Consider the following 20900-nt stretch of genomic DNA (forward strand, 5'->3'; position numbering starts at 1 on the left):
GATGGATGCCGATGTTTATTATTAGTATGCGGCTTAAAATACAAAGGGTCTGGTATGTTTGATGTGTTTTTAAGCATGTAGTACTCCATTACTAGCCTAAGATTTTATCTAAGCTCACCCTATATTAAATTTTGTCTGATGTCGATTAGCCACTTGTATTGTTGCTTTTTGATCATGGCGAAGCGTAGAAATTTTGGAAGGCAGCTTTCAGGGGAGGGTGGTGATGTCTATATGCCTGCAAGCACTATCTCGCGGTCATCTACCTCTTTTCAGGAGAGGGATCACCATCAGTGTATGAGGTGGGAGGAAAATCTATCGTGATCCTTAATTGTGTTGATCTATCCGCGATGGCCCCTTGCTCACGGTCTTGGGTAGACGTAGGGCTAGGCACGTCGATAAATTTTAAACAGTGAAATCCCTTTAGGTCGTTGAACGGCTTGAAACTGTCGATATCCACGTAGCAGATCACCGATTCGCGCTGTTGTTGCAGCAAGCGCGTGAGGCATTGCTGGATCGGCACGTTGCCCGGTAATAGGGTGAGTGGGTTGGCGTAGCGCGCTTGCTGGATTTTCAGCTCGGTGATCAGCTTGAGTACGTCGATCACTCGGCCCAGGCCCAAGTAGTCGCCATTGAGCGTAATAATGAAGTCTTCTTCGATGCGTTGCCGTGCGCGGCTGGTGAGCAAGCGACTGACCTGTTGCAGGGACTGGCTCAGCTCCACCGCCAGAAAGTCGGTACTCATCAAGCGGCTGATGGGCTTGCGCGCAAACAGGTCGGTGGCGAACGGCTTGAGCAGCGCATCTGACAGCGAATGCCGGTGGACGATGCCGATCGGGTGCCCGCGCCCATCCAGTACGGCCAGGGAATTGAGGTTGGCCTGGCGGCGAAACGCTTCGAGCACTTGGGCGGTGGCGGTGTCCTGGTCTACCGCCGGTTGTTCACTGAGCAAGGCGCTGAGGTCACTGGCTTCATCGTTCAGTGCCACGTTGGCACTGTCGGGCTTGGGTAACATCAGCCGTGCTTCCTGCGGCGGTTGTTCCTGCGGGCGGCAGAGCAGGTAGCCTTGGACCAGGTCGACGCCCATCTCCGTCAGCACCGCCAGCTCCTCGGGCAGCTCGATGCCTTCGGCGATCACTTGGGCGCGCGAAGCCCTGGCGATTTGCAGGATGGAACCGACAAACTCGCGCTTGAGCGCATCCTGATGAATGCCGTCGATGAAGTGCCGGTCGATCTTCACGTAATCCGGGCGCAACTCCGACCACAGCCGCAGGCTGGAATACCCAACGCCCAAGTCATCCAGGGCAATCGAGAAACCCATGTTGCGGTAGTGGTGCAAGGCAGTTTGCAGCAGGTCGATATCGTTGGTGGGGGTTTGCTCAGTGAGTTCGATCACCACCTGGCTCGGTGGGATGCCGAAGTCATGCAGCAGTTGCAAGGTGCGTCCCGGTTGGTGCGCGGTTTCCATCAGCGATTGTGGCGATACGTTGAGGAACAGCTTGCCCGGTAACTTCTGCTCGCTGAAGCGCCGGCAGGCACTTTCGCGGCACGCGATCTCCAGTTCGCTGAGGCGCCCGGCCTGGCTGGCAATCGAGAACAGGGCGACGGGGGAGTGCAGCGGGCTGTTGGACGGGCCGCGACTGAGGGCTTCGTAGCCGAGGATGCGCCGTTCGGACAGGCTGATGATCGGTTGGAACAGGCTGTGCACACTGCCTTGAGCCAGGATAGAGCCCAGTGCATTCAGCTGTTCTGTCATGGTCATGGCGATCTCGATCGAAAAAAAAGGACCGCAGGCTGAAAACCTGCGGTCCTTCATTTCACGACAGAATGATGTCTATATGATGACACTCCGAGGAGCGATCACATTAAATCGCCATCGTTTACTGTTTGGCCACCTGCTTGGTGATCTTCAGGTAGTCCAGCAGGATCCTGCCAGTCTCGGCCAGGTAGGCGTCATCTTCCGGCTTGGTTTTGTCAGCCTCGGCTGGCAGCGCATCTTCGTCTTCTTTCTTAAGCTCCTTGAGTGGATCTTCACCCTTGGCCTTGCGGCGGATGTTTTCCAGTACAAGCTGCTTGTTCTCGATGTCGGAGTGCTGCGCGCGACGGTCCACTTCGTTCAGGCTGACGGTTTTTTCTTCCATCAGCTTCTTGGCCAGGCCCAGCTTGTCGCGGATGAACACGAACTCGGCATCCTTGGCGGAGCGGGTGTCGTGGTCAGCCTTCAACTGCGCCAGGAACGGCTTGAACGGATCCAACGCCGGCTTGATCGCAGGGCGGATGGTGTCCCACTGCATGGCTTCCGGCAAGGCGCTTTCGCCGATTTCCTTGGTGTCGATGATCGACGGGAAATCGATGTCCGGCAGTACGCCCTGATGCTGGGTGCTCTGCCCGGAAACCCGGTAGAACTTGGCCAGCGTGAGCTTCAGTTCGCCATGGTTCAGCGGCTGGATGGTCTGCACGGTGCCTTTGCCGAAGGTCTGGCCGCCGATGATCAAGGCGCGGTGGTAGTCCTGCATGGCACCGGCGAAAATCTCCGAGGCCGACGCCGAGAGGCGATTGACCAGCAATGCCATCGGGCCTTTGTAGAACGCGCCTGGGTTCTCGTCTTCAAGCACGTCGACACGGCCGTCAGCGTTGCGTACCAACACAGTCGGGCCCTTGTCGATAAACAGGCTGGTCAGCTCGGTGGCTTCTTGCAGGGAGCCGCCGCCGTTGTTGCGCAGGTCGATGACCACGCCGTCGACTTTTTCCTTCTGCAGCTCGGTCAGGATTTTCTTAACGTCGCGGGTGGTGGACTTGTAGTCCGGATCGCCAGCACGGAAGGCCTTGAAGTCCAGGTAGAAGGCCGGGATTTCAATCACGCCCAGCTTGTAGTCCTTGCCATCCTGCTTGAGGTTGAGGACTTTCTTCTGCACGGCCTGGTCTTCGAGCTTCACCGCTTCACGGGTGATCGACACGATCTTGCTGGTCTGGTCGTTTGGTGCATTGGTGTGCGGAATCACTTCCAGGCGCACCACGCTGCCTTTCGGCCCACGGATCAGCTTGACCACTTCGTCGAGGCGCCAGCCGACCACATCGACCATCTCTTTGTCGCCCTGGGCCACACCGATGATCTTGTCAGCCGGGGCGACCTGCTTGGTCTTGTCTGCCGGACCTGCCGGCACCAGACGCACGATCTTGACCTGGTCATTGTCGCTTTGCAGGACGGCACCGATGCCCTCCAGCGACAGACTCATGTTGATATCGAAATTTTCCGCGTTATCTGGCGACAGATAATTGGTGTGCGGGTCGTAGGACATCGCGAACGTGTTGATGTAGGCCTGGAAGATATCTTCGGCACGGGTCTGGTCCAGACGCGCCAATTGATTCTTGTAGCGCTTGGTCAACAGCTCTTGAATCGCCTTTGGTTCTTTGCCTGCGATCTTCAAACGCAGCACTTCGTCCTTGACGCGTTTGCGCCACAGGTCGTCAAGCGCGGCGGTGCTGGTCAGCCAAGGGGCGTCCTTGCGGTCCACCAGAAGGGTTTCCTTCTGGGTGAAGTCGAGCTTGTCGACGCCTTTGTTCAACTCACCCAGGGCGAAGTCCAGACGCGCTTTGACGCGGTCCAGGTAACGCTTGTAGATGGTGAAACTGGGCTGCAGGTCGCCGCTCTTGAGGAAGTCGTCGAACTGCGTCTTCCACTTGTCGAACTCGGCGATATCGCTGGCCAGGAAGTAGCTGCGCGACGGATCCAGCAGCTTGAGGTAGCTCTCATAGATGATCACCGAACGAGCGTCGTCCAGAGGCGGCTTGCTGTAGTGATGACGCTTGAGCAACTCGACGACGTTAAGGCTGGCAATCACCTCATCGCGATCCGGCTGAAGTTTGTCCCAGCTGTTGGCTGCGAACGTATTGGTCGACATCGACGCGAAGCCGAGACCAATGAAAAGAGCGAGGGCGGTTCTGGGGAACAAATGCTTCATGCTGATTCGACGCGGGGGCAATTGATAACGCATATTAGGCCGTCTTTGAGGGAGCCGGTTCCATATGGTCCGGTCGCATAATGCAAAAAGCCCGGCGATACAGCTACGGGCTCAGTCCAGACTCACTATGGAGGCACTGTGAAAGCATTGCAAGGCGTTGACGGTCATGTGGAGTGGTTGGAAGAAGCCAGTCCTACCTGCGATGTAGGCCAAGTTCGCATTCGCGTGGCGGCAGCGGGCCTCAATCGCGCGGATTTATTGCAGCGCGCAGGGCTTTATCCGCCCCCGCCGGGCGCCAGCCACGTGCTGGGCCTGGAGTGTTCCGGGGTGATCAGCGAAGTGGGGGCGGGTTCATCCTGGCAAGTCGGCGACCGCGTTTGCGCGCTGCTGGCCGGGGGTGGCATGGCCGAAGAGGTGGTGGTGGACGCGCGGCATGTGCTGCCTGTCCCGGAGGGCTTGTCGCTGATCGAAGCGGCGGCGTTGCCTGAGGTGTACAGCACGGCGTGGCTCAATCTGTTCCAACTGGCCAGCCTCAAGCCGGGCGAGAAAGTGTTGTTGCATGCCGGCGCCAGTGGCGTGGGCTCGGCGGCGATCCAGCTGTGCAAGGCGTTTGGCAGCCCGTGCTGGGTCAGCGTCGGCTCGGCGGAACGCTTGGCCTACTGTGAGGCATTGGGCGCCCAAGGCGGCGTGGTGCGTACTGACGGGATCGAAGGCCTGCGGGATTTCGGGCCGTTCGATGTGATCCTCGACCCGGTCGGTGGCAGCTATGCAGCCCTGGACCTCAAGCTGCTGGCGCTGGATGGGCGCTGGGTGTTGATCGGATTGATGGGCGGGCGCGACGCGCAGTTGGACTTGGCGCAGGTGCTCGGCAAGCGTATTCAACTGTTGGGCTCGACCCTGCGAAGCCGCAGTGATCAGTTCAAGGCGGACCTGTTCAGTGATCTGAGCCAGCATGTTTGGCCGTTGTTTGTTGAAGGGCGGTTGAGCCCGCAACTGGCCAAGACCTTTCCGATCGGGGATGCCGAGGCGGCGTTCGCCGAGTTGGCGACCAATCAGATTTCCGGGAAGTTGGTGGTTGTGATTGATGAAACGTTGAACTGATCTCAATTTGGAGTGCAGTCCAAACGTGGGAGCGGGCTTGCTCGCGAAGGCGGGATATCTGTGAAGAATGTTTCATCTGACACACCGCCTTCGCGAGCAAGCCCGCTCCCACATTTTGATCTCTGTTGAATCAGGTCCAGTGGTGGATCGGCCAGCCAGCTTGTTCCGCGTGGGAACGCAACACCGGATCCGGGTTCACCACCTGCGGATGATCCACCTTCAGCAGCAATGGCAAATCATTGCGCGAGTCCGAATAGAAGTACGCGCCTTCCAGCGATTCGCCTTCCTGCTCAAGCCACTCCATCAGTCGGGTGATCTTGCCCTCGCGATACGTCAGCACACCCACCGTCCGTCCGCTGTACACACCATGGCTGACGTCAAGGTTGATCCCCAGCACTTCATCAATGCCGATCCGCGCCGCAATCGGCGTAACCAGATGCGTGCCCGATGCGGAAATCACTAGAATCCGGTCGCCATTCGCACGGTGGCGGGCGATGGTCTTGGTGGCGTCGCTGTAGATCAACGGTTCGATCACGTCCTCGACCCACGGCTCCACCAGATGCTCGATTTCCTCCGGCGTGCGGCCGATCATCGGTTCCAGGCTGAAGCCCATGAAGTCTTCCATCAACAACTTGCCCTGGCTGTAGGCGTCCATCAGTTCATTGTTCTTGCGCATGAACGACTCAGGGTCGACCCAGCCCAGGCGGCCCATCTGCTCGCTCCACAGGGTGGCGCAGTCGCCATGGATCAACGTGTCGTCCAGATCAAAAATTACCAATGCCATCGGTCATGCTCTCTCAATAAAACGTTGCATCAGGCTACTTCACACAGGGCGCTTGGGTCGATGGTAAGTGCCAGGCGTTGCCCGTCGGGGTGCAGATCGTCGGCCGAGCGGTTGAGCACGTCCACCACCAATTCCACGCCGCGCGCTTCGATGCGGTAGCGAATCACGTTGCCCAGCAGGCTGTGGCTGCGCACCAGGGCATCCAGCTCGCCGGTGCGGCTGAGCTCGATGGCCTCCGGGCGAATCGCGATGCGGCTGTTGAAAGGGCGTTGCAGCAATTGCGTGGCCTTGTCGGCGTCCAGCAGGTTGTAGTTGCCGATGAAACCTGCGGCGAACACGTCGACGGGGGCTGTGTAGAGGGTTTCGGCATCCCCGCTTTGCACGATCTTGCCCTGGTTCATCAGGAAGATGCGGTCGGACATGGTCAGGGCTTCTTCCTGGTCATGGGTCACGAAGATCGTGGTCAACCCCAGCTCGCGCTGGATCTGGCGGATTTGTTCGCGCAGGTGCTTGCGAATGCGTGCATCCAACGCCGACAGCGGCTCATCCAGCAGCAGCAGGCGCGGGCGGGTAACCAGTGAACGTGCGAGCGCCACGCGCTGGCACTGGCCACCGGACATCTGGTGCGGGTAGCGGCCGGCGAGGTCCTTGAGCTCCACCAGTTGCAGCACTTCCTGCACGCGCTTATGGCTGTCGTCGGCGTTGACCTTTTGCATGCGCAGGCCGAAGGCGACGTTTTGTTCCACGGTCATGTTGGGGAACAACGCATAGCTCTGGAACACCATGCCGATGTTTCGTTTCTGCGGGCTCAGCGGGACGATGTCCTGCCCATCCAGCAGAATTTTTCCTCTGTCCACCGAGGTCAGGCCGGCGATGCAGCGTAGCAGCGTGGACTTGCCGCAACCGGACGGGCCGAGCAGGGTGACGAACTCACCCTTGGCGATCTCGCAGTTGATATCACTGAACACCGGGGTGCCGGCGTAGCCTTTTTGCAGGTGTTGGACGCTGACGAAGCTCATTGGCTTTTGTCCTTGTTCAAGATGTTGGCGGCCCAGGTCAGCACCAGCACAAAGAAGAAATAGGAAATCACGACGGCACTGGTGAAGTGGCCGCTGGTGTTGCGCATATTGTTCAGGTACACCTGCAGGGTTTCGTAGCGGGTGCCCACCAGGATGTTGGCAAACACGAACTCACCGAACAGGAACGAAAACGACAGCAACAGCGCGACCATCAGGCCTTTGCGCAAATTCGGCAGCACCACAAAGATCGCGGCCTGCCAGGTGCTGGCGCCGAGTAATTGTGAAGCGTCCATCAGGTCGCGCAGGTTGATGGCTTGCAAGTTGTTGGTGATCGCCCGGTACATGAACGGCAAGGCTACGGTGAAGTAGCAGCCGATCAGGATCCACGGGGTACCGACCATTGCCAGCGGCCCGGAGCCATAAAGTTGCAGCAAGCCCACCGACGACACCACCGGTGGCACCGCAAAGGGCAGCAGGATGAGGATGTTCATCAGCGCATCAAGCTTGGGGAAGTGGTAATGCACCACGAACAGCAGCGGCAGAATCAACACCACCGACAGGATCAGCGCCCCCACGCACACCAGCAGCGATTGCCCAAAGGCTATCAAGAAGCGCGGGTCGCTCCACAGCTGCACGTACCATTTCAGGGTAAAACCGGCGGGCAGAATGGTCGCCGACCAACTGCTGGCAATGGAGTAGACAAAAGTGCCCACCAGCGGCAACACCAGGATCGCAAATAACAACCACACCACTACCCGATGGTAGAGGGAGGCCGGGCCGGCTTCAGCGCGAGACATGGTAGCTCCTCTTGAGCAGCAGTTGATGGACCACGGTGACCACGGTCATCAGCGCCACCAGCACCGCGGCCAGGGCGCTGGCCATGTTCGGGTCGAGGGACACATCGCCGGACACCAGGCCCGCGATGCGGATCGGCAGCACGTTGAAGTTGCCGGTAGTCAATGCGTAGACAGTGGCGTAGGCGCCCAAGGCATTCGCCAGCAGAATCACGAACGTACCGAGCAGGGCAGGGGTGAGCACCGGCAGGCCGATATGCCGCCAGAACTGCCAGCCATTCGCGCCGAGCAAGGCGGCCGACTCACGCCAGTCTTCGCGCAGCGCGTCGAAGGCCGGATACAGCAGCAACACGCCGAGCGGAATCTGGAAGTAGGTATAGAGGATGATTAACCCGGTTTTGGAATACAGGTTGAAGTCCTGAATGATCCCCGCCTGCTTGAGCATGATGGTGATGCTGCCGTTGAAGCCCAGCAGGATGATGAACGCGAACGCCAGTGGCACGCCGGCGAAGTTGCTGGTCATGTTGGCGAAGGCGGTGACGAAATTGCGCAGCGGCGAATCCACCCGGCGCAACGAGTAGCTGCCCAGCGTGGCGATGATGATCCCGAAAATGCTGGAGTAGAAGCTGATCTCCAGGCTGAACTGAATGGCTTGCAGGTAGAACTTCGAGCTGAAGATGCGTACGAAGTTTTCCAGGCTCCAGCCGGCTTCTTCGGTCTGCAGGCTGTTGATCAGTACCCAAACGAGCGGGGCAATCTCGAACACGATAAAGAACAGTGCGAAAGGCACCAGGCACAGCAGTGCCAGCCATTTGCCACGGGTCATTTCAACAGCTCCCGGCATACAGGTTTGTCGTGGGGCACGCCGAGCAGTTCGCAGACGGTGCCGCAGAGGTCGGTTTGTTTCGGCGTGGCAGTGGTGTCCAGGCTGAACGCATCGCCGAGCACAAACAGTGGTACTTCGCGTTCTTCGGGCAACAGGCCGTTATGAGAGCGGTCGTTGTTCATGCCGTGGTCGGCGGTCACCAGGACCTGGTAGCCGGCGTCGAGCCAGGCTTGCAGGTAATCAGCCAGGATGATGTCGGCCGAGCGTGCGCTGTTGCGGTATTGCGCGGTGTCGAGGCCGTGCTTGTGGCCGGCGTCGTCGATGTTCATCGGGTGAACCACCAAAAAATTCGGCGTGTGTTTGAGGCGCAGGCTTTCGGCGTCGGCGAACAAGTGGGAATCCGGGTAGTGGTCATTCCAGTAGAAATGCCCGTGCTGGATCGCCAGCGCCTTGTCGTCGGTATGACGGTCGCGGGTGGCAATAAAGGGCGTGCGGTTATACAACTCGCTGACCCAGTGGTAGGCCGCCGCCGCAGTGGTAAGGCCTGCGTCGGTGGCGTAATGGAAAATGCTGCGCTGGGTGGACAGGCGCGAGACATTGTTGTGCACGATGCCGCTCTGGATCGGAGGCACGCCGCTGAGGATGCATTCATACAACGGGCGGGACAGGGCGGGCAGTTCACATTCCAGTTTGTAGAGGGCTGCGCGTCCTGCGCCGACATAGGCCTGCAAGTGCCCCATGGCGTGCCGGGCAACCTCGAAGTTCAGGCCGTCGAGCACCACAAGGATGACATTGTGCTTCATGGGGGCTGGCGCTCCGCAACAGTAGGCTTGACTCAATTTCTCTGGCGCAACCGGGTCAAAATGTGGGAGCTGGCTTGCCTGCGATGGCGGTGCATCAATCGACACAGATGTTGAATGTCAGACCGCTATCGCAGGCAAGCCAGCTCCCACACTGACTGCATTTCAGGCCGGGAGCCTGATTACTTCATCTCTACGATGACCTGCTCGTTCCACAGCTGAGGCAGCTTCTTGGAAGTCGCTTCCCAAGCATCCGCGTCCTTGATCGGCTGTGGGTTGGCCTTGGTGTACTGCTCGCCCGGGATCAGGTTCTTGGCGATATCGGCTGGCAGCTTCAGGTCGGTTTCCGCGCGGATCGGACGTGCGTTGCCTTTCGCCAGGTTGAGCTGGCCGGCATCGCTGAAGATGTATTCGCGAGTCAGCTTGGCGGCGTTCGGGTGCTTGGCGTATTTGTTGATGATGGTGGTGTAGCCGGATTTAACCGAACCGTCCGATGGGATCAGCACCACGTAGTCATCCGGGTTGGCCATCTTGGCCTTGTAGCTGAGGCCGTTGAAGTCCCAGACGATACCCACTTCGACTTCGCCTTTTTCCATGGTGGCGATGGTCGGGTTGGAGAGGCCGAGACGGCCTTGCTGGGCTATTTTGGTGAAAAATTGCAGGCCTGGGGCGATGTTCTTCTCGTCGCCTTTGTTGGCGATGGCGGCGGCGAGTACCGCGTTGGAGGCCTGGGCCGCGGTGCTTACGTCACCGACGGACACTTTGTATTTGCCGGTCTGCAGGTCAGCCCAACTGGTAGGCACCTCGGAACCGTGCAGCAGCTTTTTGTTGACGATAAACGCGATGGTGCCGGTGTAGGCCAGGGCCCAGTGACCGTCTTTGTCTTTCGCCCAATCTGGAATCTGGGCCCAGGTGGACGGTTTATACGGCTGGGTGACTTCCTGCTTCACCGCAATCGGGCCGAAGGCCGCGCCCACGTCGCCGATATCGGCACTGGCGTTGTCTTTTTCGGCCTTGAACTTGGCGATTTCCTGGGCCGAGCTCATGTCGGTGTCGATGTGCTTGAGGCCGTAGGTCTTGGCCAGGTCTTCCCAGGTGCCTTTCCAGTTGGCCCAGTCATCGGGCATGCCGACGCTGTTGACGGCGCCTTCCGCTTTCGCGGCGGCTTCCAGAGTTTTTAGATCGGTATCAGCGGCCATTGCGGCGGTGCACATGGCAATGGTCGAGCCTAACAGTGATGCCAGGAAAAGCTGTTTCATCCGAAGCTCCTTTGGGCGTTTTCAACGCGGCGGTTTTTTCTACGGTGTTGTTGGTCTAGGTCAGAGCAATACCTGAGCCAATCTAGACGCGATGGATGACAGTTTCATTTCGATGTCGTTTTCAAAGCGCAGATGTCGCAGCGCGCAGGCTTAGCGTAGACCACGTCCAAGTGCCCGCTACGGTTGGACTTGGCCGATGTATTGCAGGGTGTGCTGCGCGGGATCGACGCGGACTGTCATCTGTCGGTCATCTGTAATGCCTAGGCTGGCAGGCAGCAGCGCAAGCCCAATTACGAAGCGGTTTGCGCACCTGATCGGTGCTGGTCTAGTCCAGATAGGTAACGTTGATGCGTGATGAGGCAATCAAGGCGGTGACATCCATCGGCCTGGCGCTGCAAGAGCAGATCGACCATGGCCTGCTGCCGCCTGCAAGCAAACTGCCCGCCGAACGCAAGCTCAGCGAGTTGTTTGGTACCACCCGGATTACCGTGCGGGAAGCCTTGTTACAACTGGAGGCCCAAGGGCAGATCTATCGTGAGGAACGTCGCGGCTGGTTTGTCTCGCCGCCACGGCTGGCCTACAACCTGATGCAGCGCAGCCACTTTCACGCCATGGTCGGTGACCAGGGGCGAGTGGCATCCACTGAAGTGATCTCTGCACGGATGCAACCGGCGTCGGCGGCGGTGTGTGCGTGGTTGCAGTTGCCGGCGTTGTCCCGCGTGATCCAGATCTGCCGGGGCCGGCGGATTGATGGGCGTTTGGTGTTGTATGTGGAGCACTACCTGAACCCGAAGTATTTTCCGGGCATTCTGGACTGCGACCTGAACCTGTCGATGACCGAACTGTATGCGCGCAAGTACGACTTGCACTATGGTCGGGTGCGTTTCGAGATCGTGCCGACGTCACTGCCGGTAGAGGCTGCCGCTGCGTTGCGCGTGTCGGTCGGCAGCCCGGGCTTGCGGATAGCCCGGGTCAATTATGACCAGCACCATAGGCTGATCGACTGCGACCTGGAGTTCTGGCGGCATGATGCCATCCACGTCGGCGTGGATGTTGTGTAGCCGCGCACCGTGCTGAATGACACACCACAGTTGAACCGTGCCAGGCATGACCGATCGGTGGGTCGTCAGGGGGTGAGTGCCGTGATCACCTGATCCACATTGGTCTCCAACTCCGTCACCGGCTCTGCACCGTCGACATTCAGTACCAACAATCCCGCTCCCCCCGCCGCAACAGCGGCCCTCACCGCTTCACTCGGCTGACGATGATGCAGCACCACCGCGACATCGTTGTCCTTCAACTCGGCGCTGAGTTTCTGCAACGCCTCAGGCGTCCAGTCGGCGTCTGGCCGGGCATCGGTGCTGAGCACTTCCAGGTTCAAACTGCTGACCAGATACGCAAAGTGGTCGCTAAGGCTGACCACGCTGAGGTTATCCGCCTTGGCCAGCCGCGCTTCGCTGTCGGCGCTGAGTTTGAGCAGGCGCTGCTTGAGGGCGGCAAGGTTGGCGTCGATCGTCGGCTTGGCGTCGGGGGCCAGGCGGCTCAGGTCCGCGGCCAATACATCGGCCATGCGTCCCATATTGTTACTCGACTGCCATGGCTGGCTGTTCAAACCATCGGTGACGCCAGGCTGCACGGCGATGCCCGGCAAGCCGCCGTCCACCGGGCGGGCGGCGTCGACTTCGACGATGCGGATATTGCTGCGGCGCGCCACTGGGTACAGCGGGTCATCGGCCCACAGCGAGCGCAGGCCAATAGTGGCGTCGGCGTCCAGCGCCAACGCGCTCAATGCCGGCGCGCCACGACCGGTGAAGTAGGACACCTGCCGCGAACCCGGCAGGTTGGCCGGGGCGGCGCGCTCCAACTGTACATTGGTGCCTTTGAGCAGCACCTCGGCCAGGCCGTAGGTGATCGGCAGCGAGGCAAGGACCTTCACCGGTTGTACAGACTTGGCCTTGCTCAGTGCGGCGTGACCCAGTCCGGGATGGATTTTGAGGGTCTTGGGTTCTGCACCGTCGACAGCCAGTGCCGAAGTGCTAATCAAATAAGCGATGGCCAGGGCCAATGGACGAAAGACAGGACGCATTATCCAAAATTCCCCTTGAGGCTGGGCACCGTGCCGCGCGCGATGGCGGCCAGGGCGAAGGCGATACCGGCAACCAGAATGATCGCGGCGCCGGATGGGATCGGCAGGTCGAAGATGATCGGCAGCAGGATCCCGCACAGTGTGCTGACGGTGGCGATCACCACCGAGACCCAGAAGAACCCCTTGAGCGACTGGCTCAGCAGGCGCGCCGCTGCGGCCGGAATCACCAACAGCGCGCCTACCAGGATCGCGCCGATGACCTTCACCGCCGCGACGGTGATCAGTGTCACCAGAATCACGAACAAGTAATCCAGGGTCTTCACCGCCACCCCGCGCACTGCCGCCAGTTGCGGGTTAAAGCTGGCCAGCATGATGCGGTTGTACAGCGGCAAGGCCAGGGCCATCACCAACGAGCCGACAATCGCCAGCACCAGCAAGTCATTGCCATTGACCGTCAGCACCGAGCCGAACAGCACGTTCTCCAGAATATGCACGTTGATCTTGCCGGCCAGGATCAGCAACAGGCTCGCACCCAATGCCAGTGACACCGACAGAAACACACCGATCAAGGTGTCCGGCGCCAGGCCGGTTCGGTTGCGCAGGTAGTTGAGCAGAATGCCGAACAGCAGGCAGTAGCCGAACAGGCTGCCATAGGGTCCGGTGTAGGGTTCGCCCAGCAGAATGCCCACGGCCACGCCGGTCAGCGCGGCATGGCCGACCGCTTCGGAGAAAAACGCGAAGCGCTTGACCACCACCAGCGTGCCCAAACCACCCAGCACTGGGCCGATCAACAGACCGGCGAGCAGTGCGTTGACCACAAACCCGTAGGCCAGCGCCTCCGGCAGATAACCGGAAGAGGCCCAGCCCTGGACCATCAAGCGAAAGGCTTCATAACTCATTGCGCCGGGCTCCGAGGGTGGGTGGAGAACAGGGTCAGCAGGCGATCCGGGGTCAGCGCCTCGTTGGGCGTGGCGTCGAACAGCACGCGGCGGTTCAGGCCTGTGACGCGGTCGGCCAGGCGGCCCACGGCTTCCAGGTCATGCTCGATCCACAGCACGGTGATCCCTGCCAGACGCCAGTCACTCAGTAGGCGTTCGAACACTTGGATTCCGGCTTCGTCGAGCGCCGACATCGGTTCATCCAGTACCAGCAGTTGCGGCGCCGGTATCAATCCCTGGGCCAACAACACGCGCTGGCGTTCACCGCCGGACAGGGCACCCATGCGCCGCTTGCGTTTGTCCTGCATGCCAACGCGCTCGAGCGCATCACCCATCGCGCCGGCGTAATGTTTTGACAGGCCAAGAAATGCAGGGCGCCGTTGACACATGGCCGCCATGAAATCATCAACGGTCATCGGCAAACCACGGTCGAACTCCAGGGCCTGAGGCACATAACCGATGGTGCCGGGCGTGGTCGGCCAATGCAGACTCAGCCGTCCCTGATGCGGCGTTTGCCCCAGCAGGGTCTTGATCAGCGAGCTTTTGCCACCGCCGTTGGGGCCGACCAGCGCATGGATGCTGCCCGGCTGTACCTGAAAACTCACGTCATCAAGGATCACGGTGCGACCCAGGGTCAGTGACACCTTGTCGAACGCCAGCGTCGGACCGACGCTGACCGCATTCAGTTGCTGCGCCGCGGTCATGACCCGGACTCCTGGATTGCGCGGACCACGGTGTTGAGGTTGCCGGTCATTTCCACTTCGTACTTTTCAGCGCTGTATTCGCCGTAGGAAATATGCGACAGCGGGTACAGCTTGACCCCGGACTCACGCTGGATGGTGTCGACGTAGGTGGACGGGAAGTCCATCTCCGAGAAGATTACCTTCACGTCCAGGGCGCGTAGTTCATCAATGGTTTTCTTCAACTGGCTGGGGCTTGGCTCAATGCCGTGGGCCGGTTCGACCACGGCGGTGACTTCCAGGCCGAATTCGCGCAGCAGGTAGTCGTAGGCCGCGTGCACGGTGGCCACGCGCAGGTCCGGGTTGGGCGCGCTGGTCAACTTGGCCAGGGCATCGGCGCGCATCTGGCGCAGGCGCTTGCCGTAGGCGCGGGCGTTCTGGGTGTAGGTCTTGGCGTTGTCCGGGTCGAGCTTGCCCAGCTCGCGGGCGATGTTGTTGACCTGGGCAATCGATGCGCTGATCGACAGGAAGGTGTGCGGGTTGACCACCTTGCCCGCACCGCGCGCAGCGTTCCCGGTGGCGGCCAGCAGCGGCACATTGGCGTTGGCTTCGATCACGGGAATATCCGGGCGCTCGCTGGTGGCGATCATGCGGTCGGCGAAATCATCATGGCCGACGCCGTTGAGCACGATCACGTCCAGGGTGCCGATGCGCTTGATGTCCTCGGCGCGCGGCTCGTAGGCATGCGGGTTGAAACCGGCCGGAATCAGCGGCACCACCTGGGCCTTGTCGCCGACGATATTGGCCACATAGCTGTAGTAAGGGTGAAGCGTGATGCCGATACGCAGGCGTTTAGCCGGCTCTGGGTTAGAGAGTGCATTGGCCAGGGGGGCGAGCATCAGGCTGAACAGGCCAACCAGCAACAGGCGCAACAGGGGAGATGAAATAGACATGGGCAATCGGTCTTCTCGTTCAGTGACGGTGCTGGCGTGTGACGCCGGCATCGAATTGCGCGACCACCTGCTGCCAGCCGGCCGCGATCAGCGCCTGGTCAGTGAGGTCGGAAGGGGCGGCGAGGTTGGCTTGCCGGTTGAGCCAGATATCCGGTTCGGCACCGTGCACGCGCATGAGCAGCGAGCCGCTGGTGCCGGGCACTTGGCTCAACCCCAGGTAGGCCGAGGGTTCCAGCAACTGCCAGCGATGATCGCCACGGCTGACCGAGCTGGCGTCCTGGGCAAACGGCGCGAAGCCTTCTTCGGCCAGATGCGCCGGTGTGGGAAGCGCGCTTTGCTCCTGCTGCAACAGCTGGATCTCATCCAGGGTCACTCGCAGGTCGGCGTAGATGCCTTGCTCGGCGGCGCTCAGGTCGCGACGGGCGTCCAACTGGTGGCTGGGCACGGCCGCGACTTCCTGGGTTTCACCGTGCAGGGCCACCACCGTGCCGGCCACCGCAAGGATGATCAGGCACAACAGCAGCACGTAGAGGGTTTCGTGACCGGCACCGGCGGGGCGTACAACCTGTGTGGTACTCATTGCGGCTGGATATCCGCTTGGTCGATTTCCACCACGTGGCCCGGGCCTGCATCAAACAGCACATAGAACTCGGCGGACGGCTTCTTGAAAGTCAGGGTCGAGTCTTCGCCAAGCTTGCCGGGCACCAGGATGGTTTCGTCATAGCCGATCACGTCCAGGGTCACGCCGGGCGCGCCGCTACCGTCAGAGAAACCGCCTTTGCACTGGACCTGCTCGCCGGGAATTTCCTTGCACTCGCACATCGGGTTGTGGGCCAGGGTGACGGTACTGAAACCGGCGCACGCCAATAGGACGGCACAGGCGCGGGTCAGGCGCATCAAAGTCATGGTTTAACTCCTTGCTTGTTCAGCCAGGCAATGGTGGCAGGCGAGGCCTGGTTCAACGGGATGGAGCCCTGGTGCATAGCCCCGTCCCAGCCTTCCATGGTGACCCACAGTTCGGCGTCGGCTGGTGTGCGTTCCGGGATCGGCAGGGCAGCGCCCATGCGGTACGGCGTACCGAAGAAGATCACCCCGGCGGCCCGCAGGCTGCGCGGCTTACCGATACGCAGGTAGGTGGCCTTGACCTGGTCGGCGCAGGTGGCGCACAGGGCAGCGTTGAAAAACTTCATCGGGCCGGCCGGGTCTGGGCGCGGGCCTTCATTACGAAATTCGGCGAGGGTCAGGCTCCAGGGCCCGACCTGCACTTCACCGGCCACGCGCTCGCCGATGCCGGTGTCGCCGCGAAACAGCGCCGCGTCGGCGAAGTACTTGGGCATGAAGCCCAGGGGCACGAGCAACAACAGCACATTGATGTGGAAACGCCATTTCAGCCAGAAGGCTCGCAGCGGCGATGGCTTTGCGGTAGCGACCTTGCTCATGTTTGGGCCTGCGAGGTTTCAGCCTGCCTTGCCGGGATGGAAACAGGCTTGCGCGGGGCCTTGGCTTCACGCTTGAGCGCATTGAGGGTGGCCAGGGCGGTGCGCTTGGTCCAGATCAGCAGGCCGCTCAACACCATCATGCTCATGACAAGGCCGAAGAACGCCCAGATCAGTTTGATCCACAGCCCGCCAAAGTCGCCGGTGTGCAGCGGGCGCATGGATTCGGTGACGAACTCCAGCTTTGAACGGTCGGACAGCAAATGCGCCGCAGCGACTTCGCCGTCATACGGGTTGATTTGCGCGGTCTGGAACATCAGTGGGTACCAGCCCCGCCCGCCAATCTGCAGGTGGCTGTAGGCATTGAGCGGCAGGCTGATGAAACTCGGCTCCAGGCCAGGAATACGCTGGGTGGCGATCTTGATCGCCTCGTCTACCGGGATCATCGGCGCTGGCACGCCTGGCGCCGACATCGGCACTTTCTCCCGGGCGATCACTGGGATGACGGGTTCAGTGGAAATCGAAATCTGGTTGTCGCCCAGGATCGCCCGGATCAAGAACCAGATACCGGTGACAGAAATCACTGCGATAAACCAGATTGACCAGATACCGCTCAAGCGGTGGAAATCCCCCCAGAATATCCGCGCGCCATGGCGCACGCGCAGGGTCGGGCGCAGGAAACCCTTCCAGAACTTCTTGTACACCACCAATCCGGTGACCAGCGACGCCAGCAGCGGGATGCCGAGCGCCGACACCAAATACCAGCCCCAGCTGTAGCCATTGGTAAACGGCACCAGCCACCAGCCGTGCAGGGCGCGTGTGAATTGCTGAAAGTTGAAGGACGGGCTGATGCCCTGGATCGCTCCGGTGTAAGGGTTGACGTAAACCTCCACGGAACGCCCGTCGGGGTAGCTGAGGTCGACGCTGAGGGCGAAATGGGATTCGTCGGGCCGGCTGATCGACTGGACGAACACCTGGGGCTCTTCGCGCTTGATCGCGGCGATCACTTGGTCGTAGCTCAGTGGCTCGGCGTCGTCCGTCGGCTTGCTCGCACGGATATCCGGGTTGGCCAGCCAGACGATCTCCTGGCTGACCACCGCCAGGGTGCCGGTGACGCAGACGATCAGTACAAAAAACCAGATGGGCAATGCCAGCCAGCTATGCACGAGAAACCAGAGTTTGGAGCGTGACTTCTTCGACATGTGAATGAGGGTCTTGATCGGAAGGGGCAGTAAAGGCCCAGAAAAGGCCGGTCGTAGCTTTTGCTGACGCGACAGGCTGTATCTAAGTTAAGACGGATGAGAATGAGAAATCCCTAAGCCAGATATGAAAGAAAATGTTTCAGGTTCAAATTCAGCCGTTCGAACGCCTGCACCTGCAAGCCAACCCCTGACACACCTCTATCCAAATGTGAACGCTGGGTTATCACTTCAGCGTTGTGTGGTGGGCTCCAGCAGCTGCGCCCCCGGCCCGCGCTCACCGAGCTGATCATCCCGATTACGCAACGGGCACGCTTCCATCGACAGGCACCCACAGCCAATACAACCACTGAGTTTGTCCCGCAGTAGCATCAGCTTATTGATGCGCTCATCCAGGTCCTCCCGCCACAGCGCCGACAACCGCTCCCAATCCTGAGCGTTGGGCGTGCGTCCATCCGGCAAGGTTTGCAACGCGTCACCAATGGTTGCCAGCGGAATCCCCAGGCGCTGGGCGATCTTGATCACCACCACGCGCCGCAACACATCCCGTGGATAACGGCGTTGGTTGCCCTCGGTGCGATTGCTCTTGATCAGCCCCTTGGCCTCGTAGAAGTGCAGGGCCGTGACGGCCACACCGCTGCGCGCCGCCAACTGGCCGACGGTGAGTTCTTTAGTCATCATGCAAAAACCCCCAAACACCGCTTGACCTTGACTTAACTAGAGGTTTTACCCTGCGTGGCATCGAATCACAAGATTCTGCCTACAGAGAAAGGGGAGTGTTCATGCAGGTATCAGAGAAAAATCGCAGTTTCACTCAGTTGATCGAGTTTCAGATCGAGCCCCAGAAACAATTCGCCCTGGTGGCAGCCTTGAGCACCCAGAGTGAGCGTCTGGCCCAAGGCCATGGCGGTTTTATCAACGCAAGCGTGCAGGTCAGCGCTGATGGGCGGCGGGTGTTGAATTATCTGCAATGGCGTACGCGTGAAGACGGCGAGGCGGCATTCAAGTGCTTTGAGCACGGTGAGGAAGATTTCTGGACGCTGATTCGCGCCCACCAGGCAACCGCCGTGACCTTTGGTTCGTTCCAGGTGCTGAGCAGTTTTGAGCGCAGCCATGACAACGCGCTGCACTGCCGCCTAAATGGATAAGTGCAGCATGCGCTCGCCTTGCACGTTCTCGCCGGGGCGGCGTTTGTTGACCGCCAACTCGCCGATCTTGATCAAGCGGCTGCGCGTGACGTTGCGGCTCAGGCCCAACAGATGGGCGGTGTGCACCTGGTTGTAATGGCTGAAACGGTAGGCGGCGCGGAGCAGGGCGTCTTCAACCTTTTCATGCAGGGCCCCGGCCTGTTCTTCGAACAGTTTCTGGAAGGCACGCGCCAGCAATGCTTCGGCGCTGTTGTCGGTGCCGTGCTGGCTGTCGTCCTGGCGCTCGATGCGCAGGTTCGACAGGCGCAAATCGTCGCGTTCGATCAGGCCGTTGTGGCAGATCAACAGGGTGTGGTGAATCACGTTCTCCAGTTCGCGGATATTGCCCGGCCAGCTGTAGCTTTTGAGTTTGTGCTCGGCTTCGCGGCTGATGGTGATCGGGCCATAGCCAAGGCGCTGGCTGTAGGCTTCGATGAAGTGCCGGGTGAGCGGCAGGATATCGCCAGGACGGTCACGCAGCGGGCTGAGTTCCAGGCTGACCACGTCGAGACGGTAGTAGAGGTCTTCGCGGAAATGCCCGGCGTTGATGGCTTTTTCCAGTTGCACGTTGGTCGCGGCAAGCACCCGCACATCAATCGCAATGCTCTTGCGCGAACCCAGGCGAACCACTTCGCGCTCTTGTAGGACGCGCAGCAGCTTGACTTGGATCGCCATCGGCAAATCGCCGATCTCATCGAGGAACAAGGTGCCGCCGTCGGCCTCCTCAAACCAGCCTGCCTTGGCACTGAGGGCGCCGGTAAAGGCGCCTTTTTCATGGCCGAACAGTTCGGCTTCCACCAAAGATTCGGAGAACGCCCCACAGTTCACCGCCACGAACGGCCGGTTACGCCGCGCGCTGAGGTTATGGATGTGACGCGCCACCAACTCTTTACCGGTGCCGGTCTCGCCGATGATCAGCACGCTGGCTTCGCTGGGCGCCACTTGCTGGATGTGGTCGAGCAGCGCCTGGGATTTCGGGTCTTCGAAGACCTGTGCCGTGGCGCGGATCGACGTCGCAAGGGCGGGCGAGGGCGGTAAGGTCAAAAGCTGCATGGGCACCTCTCTTAGGAATAGAACGTTGGAATCGGCAGGGACTGGTTCAATGCCCAATCCCCCAGTTCATGGAGCTTGTAGTCCACCAGGTCGTGCAGGGTTTGCGTGCGCAGGGTGCGCAAGTGACGGTCCAGGCGCAGCGAAGCATGGGTGGAGCGCGCGCCGGTAACTTTGAACAGGCGGCTGCAGAGTTCCAGGCCCTGGGGGGGGGCCGGCTACTTTGGCGGTGTGCAAAGGGGAAGGCAGGACGCTGTGGGGTTTGGCTATCACACGGTGTTCCTCAATGTCTATTTAGCCTTCATTGCACTCAGGCCTTCGTCGCTGATGGGCTCGATCAACTTGTCGGCGGCTTTCCAGGCGTCCTCTTCGCTCTCGTGCACGATCACATGCCGTGGCAGCCAGCAATACCGGTGTGTTGATCAAGGCGTTGAGGCCGACCAGATCAAACAGGTGCTTGAGCAAGCCTGGGTACGAACCGCGATAGACCGGCGCGGCGACGATCAGCCGCTCGGCTTGTTCGATGGCCAACAGTTGGGATTCGACTTCAGCGGTCAGTTCATCACGCGACAGCGCACCGCCCAACGGCCGCGCAATGTCACCCATTTCGATCAGGGTGCTCTGGATCGGCAGCAAGGTGGCCAGTTCAGCCAGTAAGGCTTGAGTCAGCACGAGGGTACGAGACGGGCGCCAGGTTCCGCCGCAGAGGGCAACGACATTCAGGGGACGGGTCATGAACAGTTCCTTTTTCAACAGTGGTTTGTCGCAGGTGGAGTACACCGGTTGAGCAAGAACTGCACCAACGGGTTCAGCCCCTGATTGGCGTGGG

21 protein-coding genes and 2 pseudogenes are annotated in these 20900 nt (G+C 60.3%); 3 read left to right on the forward strand and 20 right to left on the reverse strand.

What is annotated here, in order from left to right; genetic code table 11:
- Positions 1-259: 259 nt before the first annotated feature.
- Positions 260-1759 carry a GGDEF domain-containing protein gene (locus AACY36_RS18980; RefSeq protein ID WP_339497422.1) on the reverse strand — a complete coding sequence of 500 codons (1500 nt, stop codon included), beginning with the start codon at positions 1757-1759 and terminating at the stop codon, positions 260-262.
- A 118-nt stretch (positions 1760-1877) separates the two neighbouring features.
- Positions 1878-3959 carry a carboxy terminal-processing peptidase gene (locus tag AACY36_RS18985; RefSeq protein WP_339497423.1) on the reverse strand — a complete coding sequence of 694 codons (2082 nt, stop codon included), beginning with the start codon at positions 3957-3959 and terminating at the stop codon, positions 1878-1880.
- A 138-nt stretch (positions 3960-4097) separates the two neighbouring features.
- On the opposite strand from AACY36_RS18985, the gene AACY36_RS18990 reads away from it, so the two are divergent.
- A complete protein-coding gene (locus tag AACY36_RS18990; RefSeq protein ID WP_339414622.1) occupies positions 4098-5060 on the forward strand; it encodes a zinc-binding dehydrogenase in 963 nt (320 codons plus the stop codon).
- Positions 5061-5190: 130 nt separating this feature from the next.
- Here AACY36_RS18990 and AACY36_RS18995 read toward each other — a convergent pair whose 3' ends face one another.
- From AACY36_RS18995 to AACY36_RS19020, 6 genes are all read right to left on the reverse strand, one after another.
- On the reverse strand, positions 5191-5844 hold the full coding sequence (locus tag AACY36_RS18995) for an HAD family hydrolase (protein ID WP_339414621.1): 654 nt from the start codon (positions 5842-5844) through the stop codon (positions 5191-5193).
- Positions 5845-5873: 29 nt separating this feature from the next.
- Positions 5874-6863, reverse strand: coding sequence for an ABC transporter ATP-binding protein (locus tag AACY36_RS19000; RefSeq protein ID WP_339436692.1), 990 nt, complete (start codon positions 6861-6863; stop codon positions 5874-5876).
- The gene (locus AACY36_RS19005) at positions 6860-7660 is read right to left on the reverse strand and encodes an ABC transporter permease (RefSeq protein WP_339414619.1); all 801 of its coding nucleotides are present in this window, start codon (positions 7658-7660) and stop codon (positions 6860-6862) included. Before AACY36_RS19005 ends, AACY36_RS19000 begins: the two co-directional genes overlap by 4 nt.
- Positions 7647-8483 carry an ABC transporter permease gene (locus tag AACY36_RS19010; RefSeq protein WP_445262853.1) on the reverse strand — a complete coding sequence of 279 codons (837 nt, stop codon included), beginning with the start codon at positions 8481-8483 and terminating at the stop codon, positions 7647-7649. Before AACY36_RS19010 ends, AACY36_RS19005 begins: the two co-directional genes overlap by 14 nt.
- The gene (locus tag AACY36_RS19015; protein ID WP_339414617.1) at positions 8480-9286 is read right to left on the reverse strand and encodes an alkaline phosphatase family protein; all 807 of its coding nucleotides are present in this window, start codon (positions 9284-9286) and stop codon (positions 8480-8482) included. Before AACY36_RS19015 ends, AACY36_RS19010 begins: the two co-directional genes overlap by 4 nt.
- A 179-nt stretch (positions 9287-9465) precedes the next feature.
- Entirely contained in the window at positions 9466-10542 is a 1077-nt protein-coding gene (locus AACY36_RS19020) for an ABC transporter substrate-binding protein (RefSeq protein WP_049709160.1), read from the reverse strand.
- 347 nt (positions 10543-10889) lie between these two features.
- On the opposite strand from AACY36_RS19020, the gene AACY36_RS19025 reads away from it, so the two are divergent.
- Positions 10890-11603 carry a UTRA domain-containing protein gene (locus AACY36_RS19025; protein WP_339414616.1) on the forward strand — a complete coding sequence of 238 codons (714 nt, stop codon included), beginning with the start codon at positions 10890-10892 and terminating at the stop codon, positions 11601-11603.
- A 65-nt stretch (positions 11604-11668) separates the two neighbouring features.
- On the opposite strand, the gene AACY36_RS19030 is transcribed toward AACY36_RS19025, so the two are convergent.
- The 9 genes from AACY36_RS19030 to soxR all read right to left on the reverse strand — a co-directional run bounded on the left by AACY36_RS19030 (position 11669) and on the right by soxR (position 18515).
- Positions 11669-12628, reverse strand: a complete 960-nt coding sequence (locus AACY36_RS19030; RefSeq protein WP_339427805.1) for a metal ABC transporter solute-binding protein, Zn/Mn family — start codon at positions 12626-12628, stop codon at positions 11669-11671.
- Positions 12628-13527: a metal ABC transporter permease gene (locus tag AACY36_RS19035; RefSeq protein WP_339414614.1), complete on the reverse strand. Its 900-nt coding sequence runs from the start codon at positions 13525-13527 to the stop codon at positions 12628-12630. Before AACY36_RS19035 ends, AACY36_RS19030 begins: the two co-directional genes overlap by 1 nt.
- Positions 13524-14270, reverse strand: a complete 747-nt coding sequence (locus tag AACY36_RS19040; protein WP_339414613.1) for a metal ABC transporter ATP-binding protein — start codon at positions 14268-14270, stop codon at positions 13524-13526. The genes AACY36_RS19035 and AACY36_RS19040 overlap by 4 nt, the downstream gene beginning before the upstream one ends.
- Positions 14267-15199, reverse strand: coding sequence for a metal ABC transporter substrate-binding protein (locus AACY36_RS19045; RefSeq protein WP_339414612.1), 933 nt, complete (start codon positions 15197-15199; stop codon positions 14267-14269). The genes AACY36_RS19040 and AACY36_RS19045 overlap by 4 nt, the downstream gene beginning before the upstream one ends.
- A 19-nt stretch (positions 15200-15218) precedes the next feature.
- Positions 15219-15779, reverse strand: coding sequence for a DUF6162 family protein (locus AACY36_RS19050; protein WP_339414611.1), 561 nt, complete (start codon positions 15777-15779; stop codon positions 15219-15221).
- Positions 15776-16105, reverse strand: a complete 330-nt coding sequence (locus AACY36_RS19055) for a hypothetical protein (RefSeq protein WP_370467889.1) — start codon at positions 16103-16105, stop codon at positions 15776-15778. Before AACY36_RS19055 ends, AACY36_RS19050 begins: the two co-directional genes overlap by 4 nt.
- The gene (locus AACY36_RS19060; protein ID WP_339414609.1) at positions 16102-16638 is read right to left on the reverse strand and encodes a thiamine pyrophosphate-binding protein; all 537 of its coding nucleotides are present in this window, start codon (positions 16636-16638) and stop codon (positions 16102-16104) included. Before AACY36_RS19060 ends, AACY36_RS19055 begins: the two co-directional genes overlap by 4 nt.
- On the reverse strand, positions 16635-17837 hold the full coding sequence (locus AACY36_RS19065; RefSeq protein WP_339414608.1) for a PepSY-associated TM helix domain-containing protein: 1203 nt from the start codon (positions 17835-17837) through the stop codon (positions 16635-16637). Before AACY36_RS19065 ends, AACY36_RS19060 begins: the two co-directional genes overlap by 4 nt.
- Before the next feature lie 228 nt (positions 17838-18065).
- Positions 18066-18515: a redox-sensitive transcriptional activator SoxR gene (soxR, locus tag AACY36_RS19070; protein ID WP_339414607.1), complete on the reverse strand. Its 450-nt coding sequence runs from the start codon at positions 18513-18515 to the stop codon at positions 18066-18068.
- Between the two features lie 101 nt (positions 18516-18616).
- On the opposite strand from soxR, the gene AACY36_RS19075 reads away from it, so the two are divergent.
- Positions 18617-18982 (forward strand): antibiotic biosynthesis monooxygenase, encoded by a 366-nt coding sequence (locus tag AACY36_RS19075; protein ID WP_339414605.1) that lies wholly within the window; start codon positions 18617-18619, stop codon positions 18980-18982.
- Here the strand turns inward: AACY36_RS19075 and AACY36_RS19080 are convergent.
- The 3 genes and pseudogenes from AACY36_RS19080 to AACY36_RS19090 all read right to left on the reverse strand — a co-directional run.
- On the reverse strand, positions 18971-20074 hold the full coding sequence (locus AACY36_RS19080; protein WP_339414604.1) for a sigma-54 interaction domain-containing protein: 1104 nt from the start codon (positions 20072-20074) through the stop codon (positions 18971-18973). The two genes, AACY36_RS19075 and AACY36_RS19080, sit on opposite strands and share 12 nt — an antisense overlap.
- A gap of 11 nt (positions 20075-20085) precedes the next feature.
- Positions 20086-20305 (reverse strand): annotated as a pseudogene (locus AACY36_RS19085) (acyl-CoA dehydrogenase family protein); the annotation flags it as partial.
- A 159-nt stretch (positions 20306-20464) separates the two neighbouring features.
- A pseudogene (locus AACY36_RS19090) lies at positions 20465-20806 on the reverse strand (NAD(P)H-dependent oxidoreductase); the annotation flags it as partial.
- Between the last annotated feature and the right edge of the window lie 94 nt (positions 20807-20900).

The organism is Pseudomonas sp. EA_15y_Pfl1_P101 (assembly GCF_963970835.1).
GTDB classification, from domain to species: domain Bacteria; phylum Pseudomonadota; class Gammaproteobacteria; order Pseudomonadales; family Pseudomonadaceae; genus Aquipseudomonas; species Aquipseudomonas tritici.

Excerpts from the sequence above, each read along its gene's own strand:
- AACY36_RS18980 (WP_339497422.1), bottom strand. The coding sequence starts at position 1,759 with ATGACCATGACAGAACAGCTGAATGCACTGGGCTCTATCCTGGCTCAA.
- AACY36_RS18985 (WP_339497423.1), bottom strand. The coding sequence starts at position 3,959 with ATGAAGCATTTGTTCCCCAGAACCGCCCTCGCTCTTTTCATTGGTCTC.
- AACY36_RS18995 (WP_339414621.1), bottom strand. The coding sequence starts at position 5,844 with ATGGCATTGGTAATTTTTGATCTGGACGACACGTTGATCCATGGCGAC.
- AACY36_RS19000 (WP_339436692.1), bottom strand. The coding sequence starts at position 6,863 with ATGAGCTTCGTCAGCGTCCAACACCTGCAAAAAGGCTACGCCGGCACC.
- AACY36_RS19005 (WP_339414619.1), bottom strand. The coding sequence starts at position 7,660 with ATGTCTCGCGCTGAAGCCGGCCCGGCCTCCCTCTACCATCGGGTAGTG.
- AACY36_RS19010 (WP_445262853.1), bottom strand. The coding sequence starts at position 8,483 with ATGACCCGTGGCAAATGGCTGGCACTGCTGTGCCTGGTGCCTTTCGCA.
- AACY36_RS19015 (WP_339414617.1), bottom strand. The coding sequence starts at position 9,286 with ATGAAGCACAATGTCATCCTTGTGGTGCTCGACGGCCTGAACTTCGAG.
- AACY36_RS19020 (WP_049709160.1), bottom strand. The coding sequence starts at position 10,542 with ATGAAACAGCTTTTCCTGGCATCACTGTTAGGCTCGACCATTGCCATG.
- AACY36_RS19025 (WP_339414616.1), top strand. The coding sequence starts at position 10,890 with ATGCGTGATGAGGCAATCAAGGCGGTGACATCCATCGGCCTGGCGCTG.
- AACY36_RS19030 (WP_339427805.1), bottom strand. The coding sequence starts at position 12,628 with ATGCGTCCTGTCTTTCGTCCATTGGCCCTGGCCATCGCTTATTTGATT.
- AACY36_RS19035 (WP_339414614.1), bottom strand. The coding sequence starts at position 13,527 with ATGAGTTATGAAGCCTTTCGCTTGATGGTCCAGGGCTGGGCCTCTTCC.
- AACY36_RS19040 (WP_339414613.1), bottom strand. The coding sequence starts at position 14,270 with ATGACCGCGGCGCAGCAACTGAATGCGGTCAGCGTCGGTCCGACGCTG.
- AACY36_RS19045 (WP_339414612.1), bottom strand. The coding sequence starts at position 15,199 with ATGTCTATTTCATCTCCCCTGTTGCGCCTGTTGCTGGTTGGCCTGTTC.
- AACY36_RS19050 (WP_339414611.1), bottom strand. The coding sequence starts at position 15,779 with ATGAGTACCACACAGGTTGTACGCCCCGCCGGTGCCGGTCACGAAACC.
- AACY36_RS19055 (WP_370467889.1), bottom strand. The coding sequence starts at position 16,105 with ATGACTTTGATGCGCCTGACCCGCGCCTGTGCCGTCCTATTGGCGTGC.
- AACY36_RS19060 (WP_339414609.1), bottom strand. The coding sequence starts at position 16,638 with ATGAGCAAGGTCGCTACCGCAAAGCCATCGCCGCTGCGAGCCTTCTGG.
- AACY36_RS19065 (WP_339414608.1), bottom strand. The coding sequence starts at position 17,837 with ATGTCGAAGAAGTCACGCTCCAAACTCTGGTTTCTCGTGCATAGCTGG.
- soxR (WP_339414607.1), bottom strand. The coding sequence starts at position 18,515 with ATGATGACTAAAGAACTCACCGTCGGCCAGTTGGCGGCGCGCAGCGGT.
- AACY36_RS19075 (WP_339414605.1), top strand. The coding sequence starts at position 18,617 with ATGCAGGTATCAGAGAAAAATCGCAGTTTCACTCAGTTGATCGAGTTT.
- AACY36_RS19080 (WP_339414604.1), bottom strand. The coding sequence starts at position 20,074 with ATGCAGCTTTTGACCTTACCGCCCTCGCCCGCCCTTGCGACGTCGATC.